13 protein-coding genes and 1 tRNA gene are annotated in these 18,608 nt (G+C 40.2%); 6 read left to right on the top strand and 8 right to left on the bottom strand.

All coding sequences use genetic code 11. The features are described from left to right. Positions 1 to 3: 3 nt before the first annotated feature. The 7 genes from secD to queA all read right to left on the bottom strand — a co-directional run bounded on the left by secD (position 4) and on the right by queA (position 7,292). Complete coding sequence (secD, locus tag M5F03_RS14335; RefSeq protein ID WP_180022571.1) at positions 4 to 1,902, bottom strand: protein translocase subunit SecD; 1,899 nt, start codon at positions 1,900 to 1,902, stop codon at positions 4 to 6. A 54-nt stretch (positions 1,903 to 1,956) separates the two neighbouring features. Then, the gene (gene yajC / locus M5F03_RS14330; protein WP_078191271.1) at positions 1,957 to 2,286 is read right to left on the bottom strand and encodes a preprotein translocase subunit YajC; all 330 of its coding nucleotides are present in this window, start codon (positions 2,284 to 2,286) and stop codon (positions 1,957 to 1,959) included. A gap of 106 nt (positions 2,287 to 2,392) precedes the next feature. Further along, complete coding sequence (gene tgt, locus M5F03_RS14325) at positions 2,393 to 3,523, bottom strand: tRNA guanosine(34) transglycosylase Tgt (RefSeq protein ID WP_078194179.1); 1,131 nt, start codon at positions 3,521 to 3,523, stop codon at positions 2,393 to 2,395. A gap of 80 nt (positions 3,524 to 3,603) precedes the next feature. Then, positions 3,604 to 4,500, bottom strand: coding sequence for a DUF4303 domain-containing protein (locus tag M5F03_RS14320; protein WP_249708724.1), 897 nt, complete (start codon positions 4,498 to 4,500; stop codon positions 3,604 to 3,606). 80 nt (positions 4,501 to 4,580) lie between these two features. Beyond that, the gene (locus M5F03_RS14315; RefSeq protein ID WP_180010942.1) at positions 4,581 to 5,147 is read right to left on the bottom strand and encodes a LemA family protein; all 567 of its coding nucleotides are present in this window, start codon (positions 5,145 to 5,147) and stop codon (positions 4,581 to 4,583) included. Positions 5,148 to 5,201: 54 nt separating this feature from the next. Then, on the bottom strand, positions 5,202 to 6,230 hold the full coding sequence (locus tag M5F03_RS14310; RefSeq protein ID WP_249708722.1) for a hypothetical protein: 1,029 nt from the start codon (positions 6,228 to 6,230) through the stop codon (positions 5,202 to 5,204). 21 nt (positions 6,231 to 6,251) lie between these two features. After that, complete coding sequence (queA, locus tag M5F03_RS14305; RefSeq protein ID WP_180024560.1) at positions 6,252 to 7,292, bottom strand: tRNA preQ1(34) S-adenosylmethionine ribosyltransferase-isomerase QueA; 1,041 nt, start codon at positions 7,290 to 7,292, stop codon at positions 6,252 to 6,254. A gap of 178 nt (positions 7,293 to 7,470) precedes the next feature. Here queA and M5F03_RS14300 point away from each other — a divergent pair. Continuing rightward, positions 7,471 to 7,557: transfer RNA gene (locus tag M5F03_RS14300), tRNA-Leu, on the top strand. Between the two features lie 521 nt (positions 7,558 to 8,078). After that, on the top strand, positions 8,079 to 8,975 hold the full coding sequence (locus M5F03_RS14295; RefSeq protein ID WP_180113184.1) for a serine protease family protein: 897 nt from the start codon (positions 8,079 to 8,081) through the stop codon (positions 8,973 to 8,975). 174 nt (positions 8,976 to 9,149) lie between these two features. Here the strand turns inward: M5F03_RS14295 and M5F03_RS14290 are convergent, their stop codons facing one another. Continuing rightward, the gene (locus tag M5F03_RS14290; protein WP_180022433.1) at positions 9,150 to 11,384 is read right to left on the bottom strand and encodes an NADP-dependent isocitrate dehydrogenase; all 2,235 of its coding nucleotides are present in this window, start codon (positions 11,382 to 11,384) and stop codon (positions 9,150 to 9,152) included. Between the two features lie 1,122 nt (positions 11,385 to 12,506). Between M5F03_RS14290 and M5F03_RS14285 the strand changes: the two genes are divergently transcribed. The 4 genes from M5F03_RS14285 to M5F03_RS14270 all read left to right on the top strand — a co-directional run bounded on the left by M5F03_RS14285 (position 12,507) and on the right by M5F03_RS14270 (position 18,583). After that, positions 12,507 to 13,784 (top strand): sensor histidine kinase, encoded by a 1,278-nt coding sequence (locus tag M5F03_RS14285; RefSeq protein WP_180066678.1) that lies wholly within the window; start codon positions 12,507 to 12,509, stop codon positions 13,782 to 13,784. Positions 13,785 to 13,901: 117 nt separating this feature from the next. Then, complete coding sequence (glnE, locus tag M5F03_RS14280; protein WP_249708720.1) at positions 13,902 to 16,661, top strand: bifunctional [glutamate--ammonia ligase]-adenylyl-L-tyrosine phosphorylase/[glutamate--ammonia-ligase] adenylyltransferase; 2,760 nt, start codon at positions 13,902 to 13,904, stop codon at positions 16,659 to 16,661. 18 nt (positions 16,662 to 16,679) lie between these two features. Beyond that, complete coding sequence (locus M5F03_RS14275) at positions 16,680 to 17,606, top strand: branched-chain amino acid transaminase (protein ID WP_078191262.1); 927 nt, start codon at positions 16,680 to 16,682, stop codon at positions 17,604 to 17,606. An 83-nt stretch (positions 17,607 to 17,689) separates the two neighbouring features. Beyond that, positions 17,690 to 18,583: a mitochondrial fission ELM1 family protein gene (locus tag M5F03_RS14270; RefSeq protein ID WP_249708719.1), complete on the top strand. Its 894-nt coding sequence runs from the start codon at positions 17,690 to 17,692 to the stop codon at positions 18,581 to 18,583. Positions 18,584 to 18,608 lie beyond the last annotated feature (25 nt).

The raw sequence follows: 18,608 nt of genomic DNA, 5'->3' as shown, positions 1-18,608 counted from the left end.
CTCCTAAATGCTCAACTTCTTCAGGTTACGTTTTTTACCATAAATGATTTGTACGATTGCACGTGTCACAGTAATTGCTGTGAACATTGAGCAGACAATACCAATCATTAGGGTAACCGCGAAGCCTTTAATTGGGCCTGTACCAATTGCGAACAGAATGAAAGCAACCAAGAATGTGGTTAAGTTGGAGTCAAAGATGGTGTTATACGCACGATCATAACCCGCAACAATCGCCTGTTTCGGCGAGGCACCCCATTTAATTTCCTCTCGTATCCGCTCACAGATCAGTACGTTGGCATCGACCGCCATACCAATGGTAATTACGATACCTGCAATACCCGGAAGGGTGAGGGACGCGCCAATCCAAGACATGATGGTTAAAATCATGGCAAGGTTAACCACGAGTGCAAAGTTGGCAATCAAGCCGAACACACGGAAGAAGACCACCATCCAAATCGCAACCAATAAGAAACCGATTTGAGTTGATAATACGCCTTTGTCAATGTTTTCTTGACCGAGACTCGGACCAATCACACGTTCTTCAACGAAGTACATTGGCGCTGCCAAAGCACCTGCACGTAACATCAATGCAAGTTCAGATGCTTCTTGAGGTGAATCTAGACCGGTAATACGGAACTGAGAACCCAATACAGCTTGAATCGTTGCCGCATTGATGACTACAGATTCGGTATAAGGTGTACGAACTTCAGTTTGTGTACCTGTTGCAGGATCTGCAACATAACTAATTTTTTGTTTGTTCTCGATGAACAAAACAGCCATTCGTTTGCCTACAGCATTACGAGTAGCTTCAGACATCAACTTACCGCCCGCAGTGTCCAAAGTAATATTTACTTCAGCACCACCTGTATCTTGGCTAAAGCCTGATGACGCGTTTTGTACACGTTCACCCGTTAAGATACGGTTACGGTTAAGCAATAATTGACGGCCGCTGTCCAAAGACTCATAAGCAAAAGCTTCTGTACCCGGCGGTAATGAGCCTTTTGCTTGTCCTGTGTAAGGATCGATATATTGATCATTTAAGTCAGAAACTAAGCGGAACTCAAGGTTTGCAGTACGACCAAGTACACGTTTTGCTTCAGCAGTATCTTGTACACCCGGTAATTCAACCACAATACGGTTGCTACCTTGAGTTTGCACCAATGCTTCCGCTACACCTAACTCGTTAATACGGTTACGTAAAGTCGTTAAGTTTTGGTTGACAGCATAAGACTGAATTTCTTGTTTACGTGTATCTGTGTAGCTTAGACGAAGAGTCGAACCATCAGTTGTTGCAACCGCTTGTTGAGTATATTCATTGCCGTTACGACGAAGGAAATCCATAGCTGCAGAACGGTCATCATTATTTGCAAATTGCATCGTAATGGTGTTGTTGTTCAAAGATAAGCTATTGAATTTTAATTTATTGTCACGAAGTTGGCGACGTAAGTCAGCCGCAGACGTTTCCATACGTTGTGAAATGGCTTTATCCATATCCACTTCAAGTAGGAAATGTACACCACCACGTAAATCCAGACCTAGCTTCATTGGTTTAGCACCAATTTTTTGTAGCCATTCTGGGGTAGTAGGCGCAAGGTTCAGTGCGACGACATAATTTTCACCGAGCCCACGACGTAGTGCTTCTTTCGCTTTTAATTGTTGTTCGCTCGAATCAACACGTAATAAAGCGGCATTATTGGTGAAGCTATTGTCATGGCTGGCAATATTTTCAGATTTTAAAATCTGCTCTGCTTTTTGTACGATGCTTTGGTCAATCTGGGTACCGGCTTTGGCACCTGAAATTTGAACAGCAGGTTCATCAGGATACAAACTTGGCAGGGCATATAATGTACTGATGACTAGTACCACTAGAATCAGTAGATATTTCCATGCTGGGTAACGCATTCGTTTTCTTCTTAAAATGAAAAAAGCCGTGCGGGTGCACGACTTATTTTTTGATTAAAGGTTATTTAGAGTGCCTTCAGGCAGAACTGAAATCACACTTGCGCGTTGTACTTTTACTTCTACGCCACGGTTCAGTTCAACAACTGCAAAATCACCTTCGATTTTTGTGATTTTACCCATTAAACCGCCCGCAAAAACAACTTCACTACCAACCCCTAGGCTTTCAATTAGTGCACGATGTTCTTTTGCACGTTTTGATTGAGGGCGCCAGATCAAGAAGTAGAAGATTGCGACAAATACCGCAATCATCAACAGGTTTGCCATCATGCTTGGTTGCTGTGCAGCTTCACCTGCCGCGTGAGCAGTAGAAATAAAAAGGCTCATTTCATTTTCCTAAACTAAAAAAACTGGTTATCAATACTTTGATAAATAAATTGGACTTGTTCAGCAATTTACCTTGTCTTTTTCTTCAGCGCAAATGCTGAAAGAATTAATCTTGAGGACAAGGTGGCACTTCCATGCCGCGACGACGATAAAAGTCTTCAACAAACTCATCAAAAGTGCCATGATCGAGAGCATCACGCATCGCTTCAGTCAGACGCAGGTAATAACGTAAGTTATGAATAGTACCGAGCATCGAACCGAGCATTTCGCCGCATTTCTCAAGATGGAAGAGATAAGATTTGGTGAAATTTGTACAGGTATAGCAGTCGCAATGTGGGTCAAGCGGACTTTGATCATGACGATATTTGGCATTGCGAATACGCACTAAACCATCAGTCACAAAATAATGACCATTACGTGCATTTCGTGTTGGCATCACACAGTCAAACATATCGACACCGCGACGAACCGCTTCTACGATATCTTCTGGTTTACCGACACCCATCAAGTAACGTGGTTTATCCGCAGGCATTTTCTCTGGAAGATAATCTAATACTTTGATCATTTCTTCTTTAGGTTCGCCAACAGACAAGCCGCCAATGGCATAACCATCAAAATCAATTTCTTTCAGACCATTTAAAGATTCATCACGTAAATCTTCATACATGCCGCCTTGGATAATACCAAATAGTGCATTACGGTTTTTCAGCACGTCATGATGTTGAGTCTTACAACGTTTCGCCCAACGTAATGAAAGCTGCAATGATTTTTGCGCTTCTTCATGTGTCGCAGGATAAGGCGTACATTCATCAAAAATCATCACGATGTCTGAATTCAGCGTGTGCTGAATATCCATCGAAATTTCAGGAGATAAAAAGACTTTAGAGCCATCAATCGGAGAGCGGAAAGTCACGCCCTCTTCTTTAATTTTGCGCATAGCGCCAAGGCTGAAGACTTGGAAACCGCCTGAATCTGTCAAAATCGGGTTATTCCATTTCATGAATTGGTGTAAACCACCATGTTCACGAATGACATCTAGGCCTGGGCGAAGATATAAATGGAAGGTATTGCCCAAAATAACTTGGGATTTAATTTCTTTAATGTCACGTGGGAGCATGCCTTTTACAGTACCGTAAGTACCGACAGGCATGAACATAGGTGTTTCAACAACACCATGTTCAAGGGTTAAACGGCCGCGACGAGCACGGCCCGATTGCGCCAATTTTTCAAACTTCATACAAGGTCCAGATCAAGGCGAAAAAACAGTTCGCTGATGGTAAGAGTGCTAAAAGTGCTCTATTTTCCTTGATTCTGCGGTTAAACGCTAGCTTTGTCGGGTGTTAAGTCTGTAAATTTATAGATCGCATCTTGTGACAAGGCTTCATCTGAACTCTTGGCATTAAAATAAAACTGGTTAATTCGCTGCAAAATTTCTTCTTTTTCCATCGCAAATGTGCCTTTCGGGTCTGATGTCATAGCCACGATGCTGTCAATAAGCCTTTGAATATAGGGATTCGTGGTTGCATAGTTTTTTTCTAAGCTTAAAAGATAGACTTCATTGGCAACATGTAAATAGTTATAAGGTTGTATGTCAACGATTTGAGCCAAATCAATCAGCAGGTCTTTATCATACTGAGACAGCTTCATACGCTTGGGTAAGCTGTCGAGCTTGAGTGGTTGTTTGGATTTGAGAAAATCGTCAAGTTGTGTGCTTGGAGTATTTAAAACCTGAGCTGAATAAATTTCTATTTCGGGCTGTGTCGGCACCGTGATAAAAAACAGAATATTGTCCAGTTCTATGCCATAGGACTGAGCCAAGTCGACTTTTGTTTGTTGTATGGCATTGAGCAAGATTGAAAGATGGTTAGCCGATTCCGACTCTATCGTACTTTTTATAGAAGATGGATCAAGGTTTAAATGGCCCACTTCATTTACAGATGTCAGTTTAAACTGCGCCAAGTCTTGACTTAAAGCCAGTAGGCTACGATAGCGCCATTTAGATACATTCCATCGATCATGCGTTGCAAGATATTGAGCAGAATCTTCATCTTCGGCAAAAATACTACGCTGCGTAGAGACTGCGATATAGTCCATGGAAAAATAGGGATTGAACACCAACGTACATGCGTAAATATGGTCGTCTTGGTGCTGCTCATAGAGTTTGAAAAACTCCTGAATCAGCACATTTTTCAGTGCATTAATTTGATTTTGCATATTTTATTTTTCTTTCTAGTTTTGGAGGTACTTGAGCACCTCATCATTATTTTTTTACTTTTGTGCATTAAAGCCCGAACTTAAAAGTTCGGACGATAATCAAAATTTTGGCTGGCAGCTTGATCGCGGAAAGGGCGAACCGCTTTTTTACTCAGCAATAGCGTATTAATAATATTGTTAGGAAACACTTGAATGTGGTTGTTGAACAACTCGACGTTGCGGTTAAAAATAGTAATCGCCGCACCGACATTTTCGTTTTGTTCTTCAATTTCATTCATCATTTTCAGATAAATATCATTGGCTTTGAGCTCTGGGTAGTTTTCAACCACAACATTCAGGCTGCGCATTAGATCTTGATTTAAGGCTTCGATACGCTGTAATTGGCTGACATCGGTACTGCTTACGTTCAAATTCATAATATTTTGACGGAGTTCAGTGACTTTTGCCAAAGTCCCTTGTTCAAAATTGGAATATTGCTCAACCAGTGGCTGTAATCCATCTAAAATTTTGATTTTTTGACGTTCATAGCTGGCTACATCTGACCATGCACGAATGGTTGCATTGTGATGTCGGACAATGTTGTTGCGAATCATGATTGCACCAATCACCAATGCAATGATGATTAAAACAAAGATCAAAAGCCCCATAAAATTTTATCCTCAAGATAAAAGGTCGTAAGTTAAAACATTATTGTATGAAATCTATTTTAAAAACTGCGTTAAATCGTTTTTCAAGTTTTCTAATGCATTTAATTTAAAGGTTCTGAGATGTCCACGCAATGCCGAAACATCTTGAATTCGTTTTGCTTTACTACTGACTTTAAATAAATCTGTAGAGCCAAGATAGCACATTATGCGGTGGCTCGGATGAAATAGCAGATCACCTTCACGGTTTTGAAAAAAATCCGCTAGTCGGAGGACAAAGCCCGGGCTGAGCAATTTAGCGATTTCCATTTGGTTCTCGCCATAAAACTTTAATTTTTGATTGGTTTGAATGTCGCTGCTGTGCCAAGGAAAACTATAAGGATAGCCAAAGTTTTTACCTGTTGCAGATACGGCTAGTCCATGGATGCCAATATCAAAAACAAATACGCCCCACAGGTCTTTATGAATTTCTTTCACCGTGACTTCATCACCGTCTTTGTCACGTACTTTCAGTTCATTCACATAGTGATAATGAAAGACCATGACTTGATGCTGTTGCTGATTTTCGTCTTCCCAAACGGTGCTCGCGAAGGTCTGAATATCATTCGAAAGGCTGCCTTGTTTAAACACGGGGAACATACGTTTAAGATTGCCAATAAATTGTAGATTATTCAGTGGCATCGAAATGTATTGAGGCTGTCGGTTAAAAGCCAATTGGTATTTTTTTGCGATGCATTCGGTTTCCAAAAACGCAATAACATCTTCGAGCGGGTCATCTTTTTCATAGCTAATATAAGCCCAGAACACCATGGCCAACCCCGCAGCAAAGCAAAGCTGTGCCCAGCCATGATCGGGCTGAATCACGATGAACAGCATGAAGCCGATACCCAACGCAGCTAAAGCTAGGGGGAGTAAATTTTCAAATTTGAGTGTAATGGGAGCATTCCATGGATGCAGTTCATCGAGGAGCTCTTGGTGTGTTTTGGCGTTTCGGCCTATATCCCAGAGCCGAGCGATATTCTGAAAAACCACAGCATTCTTTTTTCGACGAATATGGATGGAGTGCTTTACAGAATCTATCGGCATAGGGATGATTTCGGCGTAATTTTATTTGTGGTTAATATTATCAATTAACATCGCATCACCATAACTAAAGAATCGATATTGGCTTTCGACGGCATGGTGATAGGCATTCAAAATATTATCTCGACTGGACAACGCTGACACTAACATGAGCAAGGTAGATTCAGGTAAATGGAAGTTGGTAATTAAACGATCGACTACTTTGAACTCATAACCTGGGTAGATAAAGATTTGTGTATCACCAGTCCAACCCTTGAGTTCGCCGCCATTGGCTTGAGCGGCACTTTCAGTCGCACGAGTCGCTGTAGTACCGACAGCAATAACTTTATTGCCACGTGCTTTTGTCTCACGGATTAAAGCCATAGATTCTTCTGACACGTCACACCATTCGCTGTGCATGATGTGATTTTCAATGTCATTGGTGCGCACGGGTAAAAATGTACCTGCACCCACATGCAAGGTAACAAAGGTTTTATTTACGCCTTTGTCCGCCAATTTTTTGAGTAGCGCTTCATCAAAATGTAAGCTTGCTGTTGGTGCTGCGACAGACGCTAATTTGGTTGGGTCGTTAAACACGGTTTGATAACGTTCGGTATCAATCGCTTCTGCTTCACGGTTAAAGTAAGGCGGAATCGGTAAAGCACCGTATAAATCTAAAACTTGTAAAATAGGCTGTGAAAATTCCACAACAAATAAGTTTTCATGACGGCCTTGAACGGTCACTTTAACTTCGTCTGGACCAATAAATAATTCCGCACCTTCTTTAGGCGTATTACTGGCTTTAATGTGGCAATGTGCGGTTTTTGGGTCAAGAATACGTTCAACCAAGACTTCAACTGCACCACCTGTAGCGCGTTTGCCTTTTAAGCGAGCTTTCATCACTTTGGTATCGTTCAGTACCAATAAGTCACCTTCATTGAGCAAGTCTAAAATGTCAGTGAAATGATGGTCGTGATATTCGCCATTCAGGTCAAGATGGAGCAGGCGTGATGCACTACGTGTTTCAAGCGGATAGCGGGCAATGAGTTCGTCAGGGAGATTGAAGTTAAAGTCAGAAAGTTGCATGTTAAGAAATCTGAAAAGGGGATAATGAAATTTGGCTTAGTATAAGCTTTTTTAGGTTTTAACGCTGAAATTGATGGATTATCCATCTAAAAATTCTTATACGGTTTATTTTTAATCAAATGAGAACATCATGCGTTGACAAGTTTTTGAAACAGTTTATTATACGTTTCAACACCTTCCCGAGGTGGTGAAATTGGTAGACGCGGTGGATTCAAAATCCACTATCAGAGATGATGTGTCGGTTCGAGTCCGACCCTCGGGACCAAAATTCTAAAAAACCCCAAGCTTATTAAGACTTGGGGTTTTTTATTGTCTGAAATTAATGGTTTAAGTTGTTCTTGTCCTGATCTTATCGATTTCATTAGTCATATATCCGGTGGTCACTTTGTGAAATGAGCATCTGAATAAGTATCTAAATTTTGTTCGGATACTCTAGGGCTAAATCAGTAGAACCATTAATAGCAACTCAAGTTGAAAAGCTAATGGTAAAGTCGGGTTCATTTCTAGAAGTGCTATTAGCATTAGCTTGAAAGAAGAAATCTGAATACGTTTTTTGATTGTTGAGGAGGAATTATATTTAAGCTCAAAAGGCTTCTAGGTCGGAAATAATATAAAAGTAAATTTCTAAATTTTGAAAAGAATTAAAGTCAGTTCAAAGGTGATTCGACAGATTTTTTTATGAACTTCTATATTTTTCGTAAATATAATATATTTGTTACAGTTATGAAAGTATAAGTAAATAATCAAAGCTTAGAGTCAGTATTGTCATTAGTTGGGGGAGGGGTAATGAAGAAATTTTTATTAGTTTTTTGTCTAATTTTATCTAATTCTATAGTTTATGGTTATACGATGTATACATATAAGGATAAAAATGGAGAGGTTTTTATTACAAATAGATTGAGTACAAATTCAAATGTAACATTGTTAAAAGTCAATGAATATTCATCAGATTCCGATCAAAAAAAAATGACTTCGACATTATCTAATGGAAAATATACCAATTCTTCACGGAGTGATGGTGTATTATTTAGAAACAATGTTGAAAAATTTTATAAACCTGCAGATTTGGGGCTTGTAGATAGATCAAATTTCAAGTACTTGAAATTAGGTGAGGAAGTTAATATTCAGGAGACTAGAAATGTGCCAGAAACTACGTCTTTACTTGCAGAAAATAGTTTTCAGATATTAGGTTCTAGTAATTTTAAAGATAGAAACTTATCTCATTCAAATTTGTCTTCCCAAGCTAAAAAAATTGGTGCTACTCATGTAGTATTCACAAAGATTAACAGTTCTATAAATTCTTATACCACACAAGATGATCCTAATAATTTGGATTTTATTTATGATTACTCAGTTGGATTTTTTGTAAAAAACGATATCAGTAAAAGTCCTGATTTATTGGGTGTTACGATATCTTCTATACCATTAGATAAAAGGGGATTGTATCAAAGAAATACAGGTGTATATATCGCCATGCTAGTTAAGCAATCTAGAGCTTATTATGCCAATGTATTGATTGGTGATGTTATAGTGAGTATTAATGGTAAAGAAACTTTAGATCCTGAAAACTTTATTAAAGTTAAAGATTTGGAATTAACTAAAAATAAAATAATTACTTTAGAAATACTTAGATCAGTTAATAATGAGCTTAAGAATTTTAAGATACCTATTGAATTTCAATAATATAAATTTAATTTAAGATAATCATTTACTATTTAAATTAAAGTGATGTATTTAATTTTATAATTCATTTGAGAAATAATTACATTCCCTAAAGCGATTCTTTTGTCAAACAAAAAACCAGCGCCGAAGCGCTGGTTTTTTTACATCACTAACTTAAGTTAGTTTTGCATCAACTTATTGAGCAGCCTCAAGAGCAGCATTTAAAGTTGCGCTTGGACGCATTACAGCATTTACTTTTGCTGTATCTACAGCGTAGTAACCACCGATGTCCGCGGCTTTACCTTGAACTTCAGCAAGTTCTGCAACGATTTTTTCTTCGTTTTCAGCAAGTGCTTGAGCAAGAGGAGCGAATTTTGCTTTAAGCTCTGCATCTTCGTCTTGCGCAGCAAGTTCTTCAGCCCAGTATTTAGCAAGGTAGAAGTGGCTGCCACGGTTGTCAAGTTCGCCAGTACGACGTGATGGAGACTTGTCATTGTCAAGCAATTTACCAGTCGCAGCATCAAGCGTATTTGCAAGAAGTTTAGCTTTCGCGTTGTCTTCTTTGATGCCCATTTCTTCAAGAGAAACCGCAAGTGCCAAGAACTCACCTAAAGAATCCCAACGTAAGTGGTTTTCTTCTACAAGTTGTTGTACGTGTTTAGGCGCAGAACCACCCGCACCAGTTTCGTACATGCCGCCACCAGCCATTAGAGGCACGATAGAAAGCATTTTCGCAGAAGTACCCAATTCCATAATCGGGAACAAGTCTGTGAGGTAGTCACGTAGGATGTTACCAGTTACAGAAATTGTATCTAGGCCACGAGCAACACGTTCAAGTGTATAACGCATAGCACGTACTTGAGACATGATTTGAATGTCTAAACCAGTAGTGTCGTGCTCTTTCAAGTAAGTTTGAACTTTCTTGATGAGTTCGTTTTCGTGTGGACGGTACGGGTCAAGCCAGAAGATCGCAGGCATTCCTGAGTTGCGTGCACGAGTCACAGCAAGTTTCACCCAGTCACGGATTGGAGCGTCTTTCACTTGGCACATACGCCAGATATCGCCTTCTTCCACGTTTTGTGACATCAACACTTCACCAGTTTCTAGGTCGGTGATGTTTGCAACACCCGCTTCAGCGATTTCGAAAGTTTTGTCGTGTGAGCCGTATTCTTCAGCTTTTTGCGCCATCAAACCAACGTTAGGTACAGTACCCATAGTGCGTGGGTCAAAGTTACCATTCCATTTACAGAAATTGATCATTTCTTGGTAGATACGCGCGAAAGTAGATTCAGGCATTACAGCTTTACAGTCGTACTGTTTGCCGTCAGCACCCCACATTTTACCGCCACCACGGATCATTGCAGGCATAGATGCATCTACAATTACGTCATTAGGTGAGTGGAAGTTAGTGATACCTTTTGCAGAATCAACCATTGCAAGTGCAGGACGATGTTCTTGGCAAGCGTGTAAGTCAGCAATGATTTCTTCACGAAGAGAAGTCGGAAGAGTTTCAATTTTTTCGTAAAGACCAGACATACCGTTGTTGATGTTAATACCTAACTCATCAAACAATTTGCCGTGTTTTTCGAATGCATCTTTGTAGTAAATCTTCACACAGTGACCGAAAACGATTGGGTGAGACACCTTCATCATGGTCGCTTTTACGTGTAGAGAGAACAAAATGCCTGCTTCTTTACAATCATCTAATTCTTTTTCATAGAAGTCGCAAAGTGCTTTTTTGCTCATGAACATTGAGTCGATGATTTCGCCGTCTTGAAGCGCAACTTTAGGCTTAAGAACAATAGTTTCACCAGACTTAGTGATCAATTCCATTTTTACATTGCGAGCGCGGTCTAAAGTCATAGACTTTTCGCCGTGGTAGAAGTCACCTTCGTCCATGTGAGAAACGTGAGTTTGTGACCACTGTTTCCATTCGCTCATAGAGTGCGGATGTTTCTTCGCGTAATTTTTTACTGCAGTAGGCGCACGACGGTCAGAGTTACCTTCACGAAGTACAGGATTTACAGCAGAACCTAGGCATTTGCTATAACGTGCCTTGATTTCTTTTTCTTCCTCAGTCGCTGGGTTTTCTGGGTAGTTCGGAATTGCAAAACCTTTAGACTGTAATTCTTTAATGCAAGCAGTTAATTGGCCAACTGAAGCACTGATGTTCGGAAGTTTGATAATGTTTGTGCTTGGATCTTGGGTTAATTGTCCAAGCTCTGCCAAGTTATTTGGCACCTTTTGTTCTTCGCTTAGATAGTCTGAAAATTCAGCGAGTACACGTGCTGCAACTGAGATATCGCGTTTAACGATTTCAACGCCAGCAGGTTTAGTAAAGGTTTCAATGATCGGCAGCAGAGAGTAAGTCGCCAATAATGGCGCCTCGTCGGTCAGTGTGTAGATGATAGTTGACTTTCCACCAGCCATATATAGCCCCTTGCTTTAGATTGTGTCTTTGAGGTCCGAGCTTGTGGCTCGCCTCTATGAACCGATTTGCTTAAATAAAACTATGAAAGTATCGGGGTTCATTGCTTTTCAGTCAACGCAAGATCCTGTGATGTGGTCATTTCGTAGAAAAATGATACAAAAGAAGTGCAGTTTGACGCCCAATTTTAGCGCAAAACCGAGAAGGGAAATATTGAAAGCTTGTTATTCATAGCTTAAAGCTATTGAACAATTAAATTTATATCATTTTTTTGGGGCTGATCTGTTCTTTATGGCTCGTTCGAGTTTTAGTTGTAAAGCAAAGCGTTTGATAGGTCAAACCGAATGCCTTAACTTTTAGGTGTAGATTTGGTGCGAAAGTTCGAAAATTAGTCAGGATTGGGGACTTTATTAAAGAACGACGTGAGTTTGATGCCCCGTTTGACTTTGAATGGTCGCGGAATGTTTATGCGATAACTTATATATCTGATGAATAAGGCATGGCACTTTTTCAGCTTCAGTCATTTGGGTGAATGAGTTCATGTGCATTAGAAGCATGAAACGAATCTTTAGCTCAGTTTAATAAAGTAAAAGCGAGCAAGTATGGTTTAATGCTCAAATGACACACACAACTGATAAAAACTAATAAATTAGTCTAATAGAAAAACTTAAAAATAGATTCATTTAGTGTAGCTGACTGAAACGAGCATCCTGATGAGTAATCTGGTCCTGGAATAGTCATAAAACTCACTATTTTTTGTGATGTATTTAAAGAAAATTAAACCCAGTTTTTTAGGTCTTATGTAAATGAATATTTCTTTTGGTCATGTTTTTAGTTTGAATAAAACGCGAAAAGTACGATTTAAAATAAACAGTCAATAAAATTTAAATTAATTTAAGTTTCTAATTTTATTGTTTTAATTTTTGTTTTACCTTTAATGTTATGTTCTTTATAGATATTTTTATTTTCTAATTGGATGAAAGTTCGATTAAATAGCGTATTCGTAAATGATGTTTGTTTTTTTGTTGGGTTTTGTTATTGAGTGTTTGGGCTATTTTTGCTATTAATCTTGAACATAACAGTTGGTTTTTATCTTTAAGATAAACCCTGAGGAGAGCAACGGGATGGCTTTACGTTTACTGGATATTGGTACACAAACCGAATTATTAACTGCCTGTCGTTTGTCTTTATTGATGGGGGTTTATACGGACGACAACCGCATTGCAGAATTTTTAAAGTTCGCGCGTGGTATTGTGCAAGTCGATAATGCTGTCCTCGCATTTAAAAATGAACCTTATATATGGTATGCGTCAGAGCACATATTTAAGGCCTTTATGGCCGAAGCTGATGATGATCGTCTAGATCAGTTTTTTGCTGAACATTCTCGTATAGACCGAGACGCTGAAAATTACCAAGCTTATTCCGACTATATGCAAGAACTTGGATTAGGGCATCAGCGTTTAGTAGCTTTTGATTTAAAATATGATCAAGAATCTATCGGTAAAGTTATTTTATTCGATGATCAAGTCACTGCATTTGAAGCCAAACAATTAAAGATCGTTGAAGAATTTGTACAAAGTCTAGTCAATATTATTCAACTTCGTGTTGAAAATGCCGAATTAAAAGAAGCCTATGAACAGCAGTCGGCACTGAATTTTAGTAAGACTAAATTTTTCCAAATTATTGCGCATGATTTAAGAGCACCTTTTCATGGTCTACTTGGATTTTCTGAAGTTTTGGCACAGGAGCGTCATACCTTAGATGATTCGAGTGTGCAAAATATTGCAGACTATTTATATGACACCACACAATCGACGTATAACCTCTTAGAAAGCCTGTTGAACTGGGCCATGGCAGAAGGTGGTCGCTTTGTTTATCACCCGATTAATTTTGATTTACATCAGTCTGCAAAAATCGTAAGTGATGTCTTAAATAGCTTGGCTGTGAAGAAAAATATTCGACTGATCAATGCCGTGCCTGAAGGCATTAAAGTCAATGCAGATATCAATATGATCACATCAGTGATGCAAAACTTGGTGTCAAACGCATTGAAATTTACCCATACCGATGGTAGAGGTGTGGTGACGATTTCAGCCGATCGAGATGGAGAACGGGTTGTATTCACTATTCAAGATACTGGATTGGGGATGACCCAAGCTCAGATTGATGACTTATTTCAGCAAAAACTGACGGTTAGTATTAAAGGTACGGCAGGAGAACGTGGTACGGGGTTGGGTTTAGTCCTTTGTAAACGTTTTGTGGACTTAAATCAGGGTGAAATTGTGGTGAACTCGAAAGAAGGTGAAGGCACACAATTTAAAGTCTGGTTGCCACAGGCGACGAGCCTGCATCAAACCCTAAATACCGAGAGTAGCAGTGCACAGAAAGATGCGACCTTATAAAGATGGGACCTTAAGTGAACTTTAATACGCATCTATTGGTATAAAAGCCTAAAAATACTTTTCCCTAAGCGTTATCAACTGTTATAACTAGAAAAAAATCACGCTAGGGTTTGTGAAATGAATACGGAGCAATTGCAGAAAACATTACGTGCCAGTCAATATGCTGAACAGGTGCTCGGAATCCATCAGGCCAGTTTAGAACAAGACTATGCAATTGATCAGTTTCAAACCTCGCTCAGTACAGCACAAATTCAACATTTTGTCGCAAGCAGCCTTGCCGATATCCAAGATGAAAATAGCTGGATGCGTGCAATTCGTGTGCTGCGCGCACGTCTGATGTTTCGTTGGATTTGGCAAGATGCCAATCAACTCACCGATGTCGTCACCTTAACTCGAGAGCTTTCAGACTTTGCCGATGCGTCCATCTGTGCGGCAAAAGATTTTGCGCTGAATCCGTTGATTGCGAAATATGGCGAACCGCTAGGCTATAAGGGGAAAGTTCAAGACCTAATTGTGGTTGCCATGGGAAAACTTGGTGCACAGGAACTTAATCTTTCAAGTGATATTGATCTTATTTTTGCCTTTGATGAACAGGGCGAAACCAATGGTCGAAAATGTATCGATGTACAGCAATTCTGTATTTTGTGGGGACAAAAATTAATTTACCTGCTTGACCATATTACCGCAGATGGTTTTGTCTTCCGTGTAGATATGCGCCTTCGCCCATGGGGTGATGGTTCTGCCTTGGCAATCAGTCATGCGGCATTAGAAAAATATTTAAGCCAGCATGGTCGCGAATGGGAACGCTATGCCTGGATTAAGGCACGTATCGTCACGGGCGGTAAGGAAGGCGCAGAGTTACTAGAAATGACCCGACCGTTCGTCTTCCGTAAATATGTGGATTACACCGCTTTCGAAGCTATGCGTGAAATGAAAGCCATGATCGAACGTGAAGTGCTGCGTCGTAATATCGAAGATGACATTAAACTCGGTGCAGGCGGAATTCGTGAAGTAGAGTTTATTGTTCAAGTTTTTCAGCTCATCTATGGCGGTTCAAAACTCGAGCTGCAAGATCGTCAGTGTTTGGTGAGTCTGCACCATTTAGGTGAAGTTGGATTATTAGAAAATACAGCAGTTGCTGATTTAGAAGATGCGTATTTATTTTTACGTCGTATTGAACATGCGATACAAGCGCTAAATGATCAGCAAACCCAATCGTTGCCACATGAGCCTGAACCGCGCCAACGTATTTTAGATACTTTAGGTTTTGCATCTTGGGATGACTTTTTGAATGTGCTCAATCAGAAACGTGCCAAAGTCATTTACCAATTTGAGCATCTTATTAAAGAAAAAGAACCCGATCCGTTATTGGAAAGCTTTAGTCATTTAGAAGCACAGTTAAATGATGTTTTAGATGATGATGCCAAAAATTTAATTCACGAATTTTGGTATGGACATGCGCTGAAAAAATTACCTGCCAAAGCTGTACAGCGCTTAAAAACCTTTTGGCCACATCTCATTGAGGCGATATTACAGTCAGATAAACCTCAGGTGGCCTTACTACGTCTCATGCCTTTGGTGGAGTCGGTGCTGCGCCGTACAGTCTATTTGGTGATGCTGATTGAGAGCAAAGGGGCATTACAACGATTAGTGAAAATGGCAACAGTCAGTCCTTGGATCTGCGAAGAATTGACGCATTATCCCGTGCTGTTGGACGAGTTTTTATCGATGGATTTTGAGCTGCCAAAACGTAAAGATTTAGAAGACTCTCTACGACAACAATTGCTTCGCATTGAAATCGATCAAGTTGAAGATCAGATGCGTGTTCTTCGATTATTTAAAAAATCCAATGTCTTAGCAGTAGCTGCTAGTGATGTTTTGGCCGAAAGCCCGTTGATGAAAGTATCGGATGCATTGACCGATATTGCTGAAGTGTCTGTGAATGCAACCTTGCATTTGGCATATCAAATTGTTGCCAAAAAACATGGCTATCCAATTGATGCAGAAGGGCAGCGTTGTTCGATTGATCACACGGCTTTCGCGGTAATTGGCTATGGCAAGGTGGGTGGCATCGAGCTGGGTTATGGTTCGGACTTGGATTTGGTGTTTATTCACTATATGGATGAACAAGCGGATACCGATGGACAGAAACCAATTAGTGGCTTTGAATTTGCCATGCGGGTTGCACAAAAATTTATGTCCTTAATGACCACGCAAACCCTAGATGGTCGAGTGTATGAGGTGGATACACGTTTACGACCTTCGGGAGAGGCGGGGTTACTGGTGACCAGCTTAAAAGCCTTTGAGCAATATCAACATAAAAATGCTTGGGTCTGGGAGCATCAAGCTTTAGTACGTGCCAGAACCATTGCAGGTGAGCACAGTTTACGGATTGAAATCGAAAACTTGCGCTGCGATATTTTGACTCAGCCACGCGATGAGAACAATGTTCGTGCAGAAGTGCTCAAAATGCGCCAAAAAATGAAAGACCATCTAGGTTCTTCTAAAGAGCAGCAAAAAGATGGAATTTTTCATTTAAAACAAGATGCAGGTGGTATCGTTGACATCGAATTTATGGCACAGTATGCAGTATTAGCATGGAGTGGGTCGAATCCCGATCTCGCCCATTACTCTGACAACGTACGAATCCTTGAGGATGCCGCAAGAACGGATTGCTTATCCAGCGCCGATGCGACAGCATTGATTCAAGCTTATCTCCGTGAACGAGCCGAGAGCCACCGTTTAGCACTTGCGAATCAATCCATGCAAGTTTCAGCTGACGATTGGCACGATACCCGAGTGGTCGTTTGCAAGCTATGGCAAAGATTAATTGATCCAACTGCAACGTTTGCATTGGATAAAAATGACTGTGTATAAAAATTTGGAGTGTGTGCCATGAACTTGGCTGATCGTGATGGTTTTATTTGGCAAGATGGACAATTGGTTGACTGGCGTGAGGCGAAAACTCACGTATTAACACATACATTGCATTACAGCATGGGTGTGTTTGAAGGCGTCCGTGCTTATGAAACTCCGAATGGAACGGCTATTTTCCGTTTAAAAGAACACACTAAGCGTTTATTAAATTCTGCAAAAATTTATCAAATGAAAGTCCCATTTGATCATGCAGCATTAGAACAAGCTCAAATTGATGTGGTTCGTGAAAACAAATTGGCTTCTTGCTACCTACGTCCAATTATTTTTATTGGTTCAGAAAAATTAGGTATTGCAGCAACTGACAATACAATTCATGCCGTTGTTGCTGCATGGAGCTGGGGTGCTTACCTTGGTGATGAAGCGATGGCGAAGGGTATCCGTGTTAAAACGTCTTCATTTACGCACCATCATCCAAACGTGACCATGTGTAAAGCAAAAGCATCTGGTAACTATACTTTGTCAATTCTTGCACACCAAGAAGTGGCACATGCTGGCTATGACGAAGCAATGTTACTCGACCCACAAGGTTATGTATGTCAAGGTTCAGGCGAAAACGTATTCTTAGTACGTGATGGCGTGATTCATACTCCTGACATCGCGGGTGGTGCGCTTGATGGTATTACGCGTCAAACTATTATTACAATTGCGAAAGACCTTGGTTTTGAAGTGGTTGAACGTCGTATTACACGTGACGAATTCTATATCGCTGATGAAGCATTCTTCACAGGTACTGCTGCTGAAGTGACGCCAATCCGTGAATATGATGACCGTCAAATTGGTGAAGGTTGTCGTGGTCCAATCACTGAGCAAATCCAAACTGCATTCTTTAATGCGGTTCAGGGTAAAGACCCTAAATATGCGCACTGGTTAACTTACGTAAAATAAGCTGATCGGTTAAGATGAAAAGGCGAAACTAAGTTTCGCCTTTTTTATTGGCCTGAAGATATTGAAATTTTTGGAACGTGACTATGCATATTGTTTATGTCAGTGATGGTAAAGCAGGACATCGCTCACAAGCTTTGGGTTTATTTAAAGCCATGCAGCGCCAATCTCAGGAAGCAGTCACATTTCAAGAAATTTCAATTGATGATTTGCCTATAGTGACACTTATTTCTGCGCTATTTAGCCATCAGCTTCATGCCGTAGAACACGAGCCAACTTATATTTTTGGCGTCGGCAGCCATACACATTTTCGAGTATGGCTGTTGGGCAAAGTGTATAACAAAGCCAAAACCATTATTTTAATGAAGCCAAGCTTGCCGTTTGCATGGTTTGATTATGCAGTAATTCCACAGCACGATGGTATTCAGGTATCAAATAATGTACTGACCACACAGGGTGCGTTAAATCCTATTGTGAATGAGGAGCGGCATCAGCATGGTCGAATCCTGATCGCTTTGGGTGGCTCTTCAAAACGCCATCAGTGGAATGCAGCTAAAGTACTTCATGCAATTGAACAGATAGTCGAGCAGAATCCAAATTCAGAAATCATTTTGACCACTTCACGGCGCACACCAAAAGCGTTTTTAGCAGAATTAAAACAGTTAAAGAATATTGAAAAAGTACAGATTTTCCCAGTTGAAGACACTCCGCAAGGTTGGATTTTCGAAGAAATGCAAAAAGCTGAAGCGGTTTGGGTAACTGAAGATAGTGTTTCAATGATTTACGAGGCTCTCACCGCGGGTTGTAAAGTCGGGGTGATTGAAGTGGATCGGTTGAAGGAAGATCGGATTACCAAGTCTGTAGATGAAATTTTAAGACAAGGTTTGGTGTCATTACAGACGACTTTAACTGACTTGAATCTCGCTAGCGAATTTAAAGAAACTGACCGTATCGCCAAAAAGATTGTACTCGGTCCCTAAAGTATAGATAATACCCGACGAAAAA

Origin of the sequence: Acinetobacter amyesii, assembly GCF_023499985.1 — a bacterium.
Taxonomy (GTDB): domain Bacteria; phylum Pseudomonadota; class Gammaproteobacteria; order Pseudomonadales; family Moraxellaceae; genus Acinetobacter; species Acinetobacter amyesii.
This window is presented reverse-complemented; position numbering and strand designations above follow the sequence as displayed.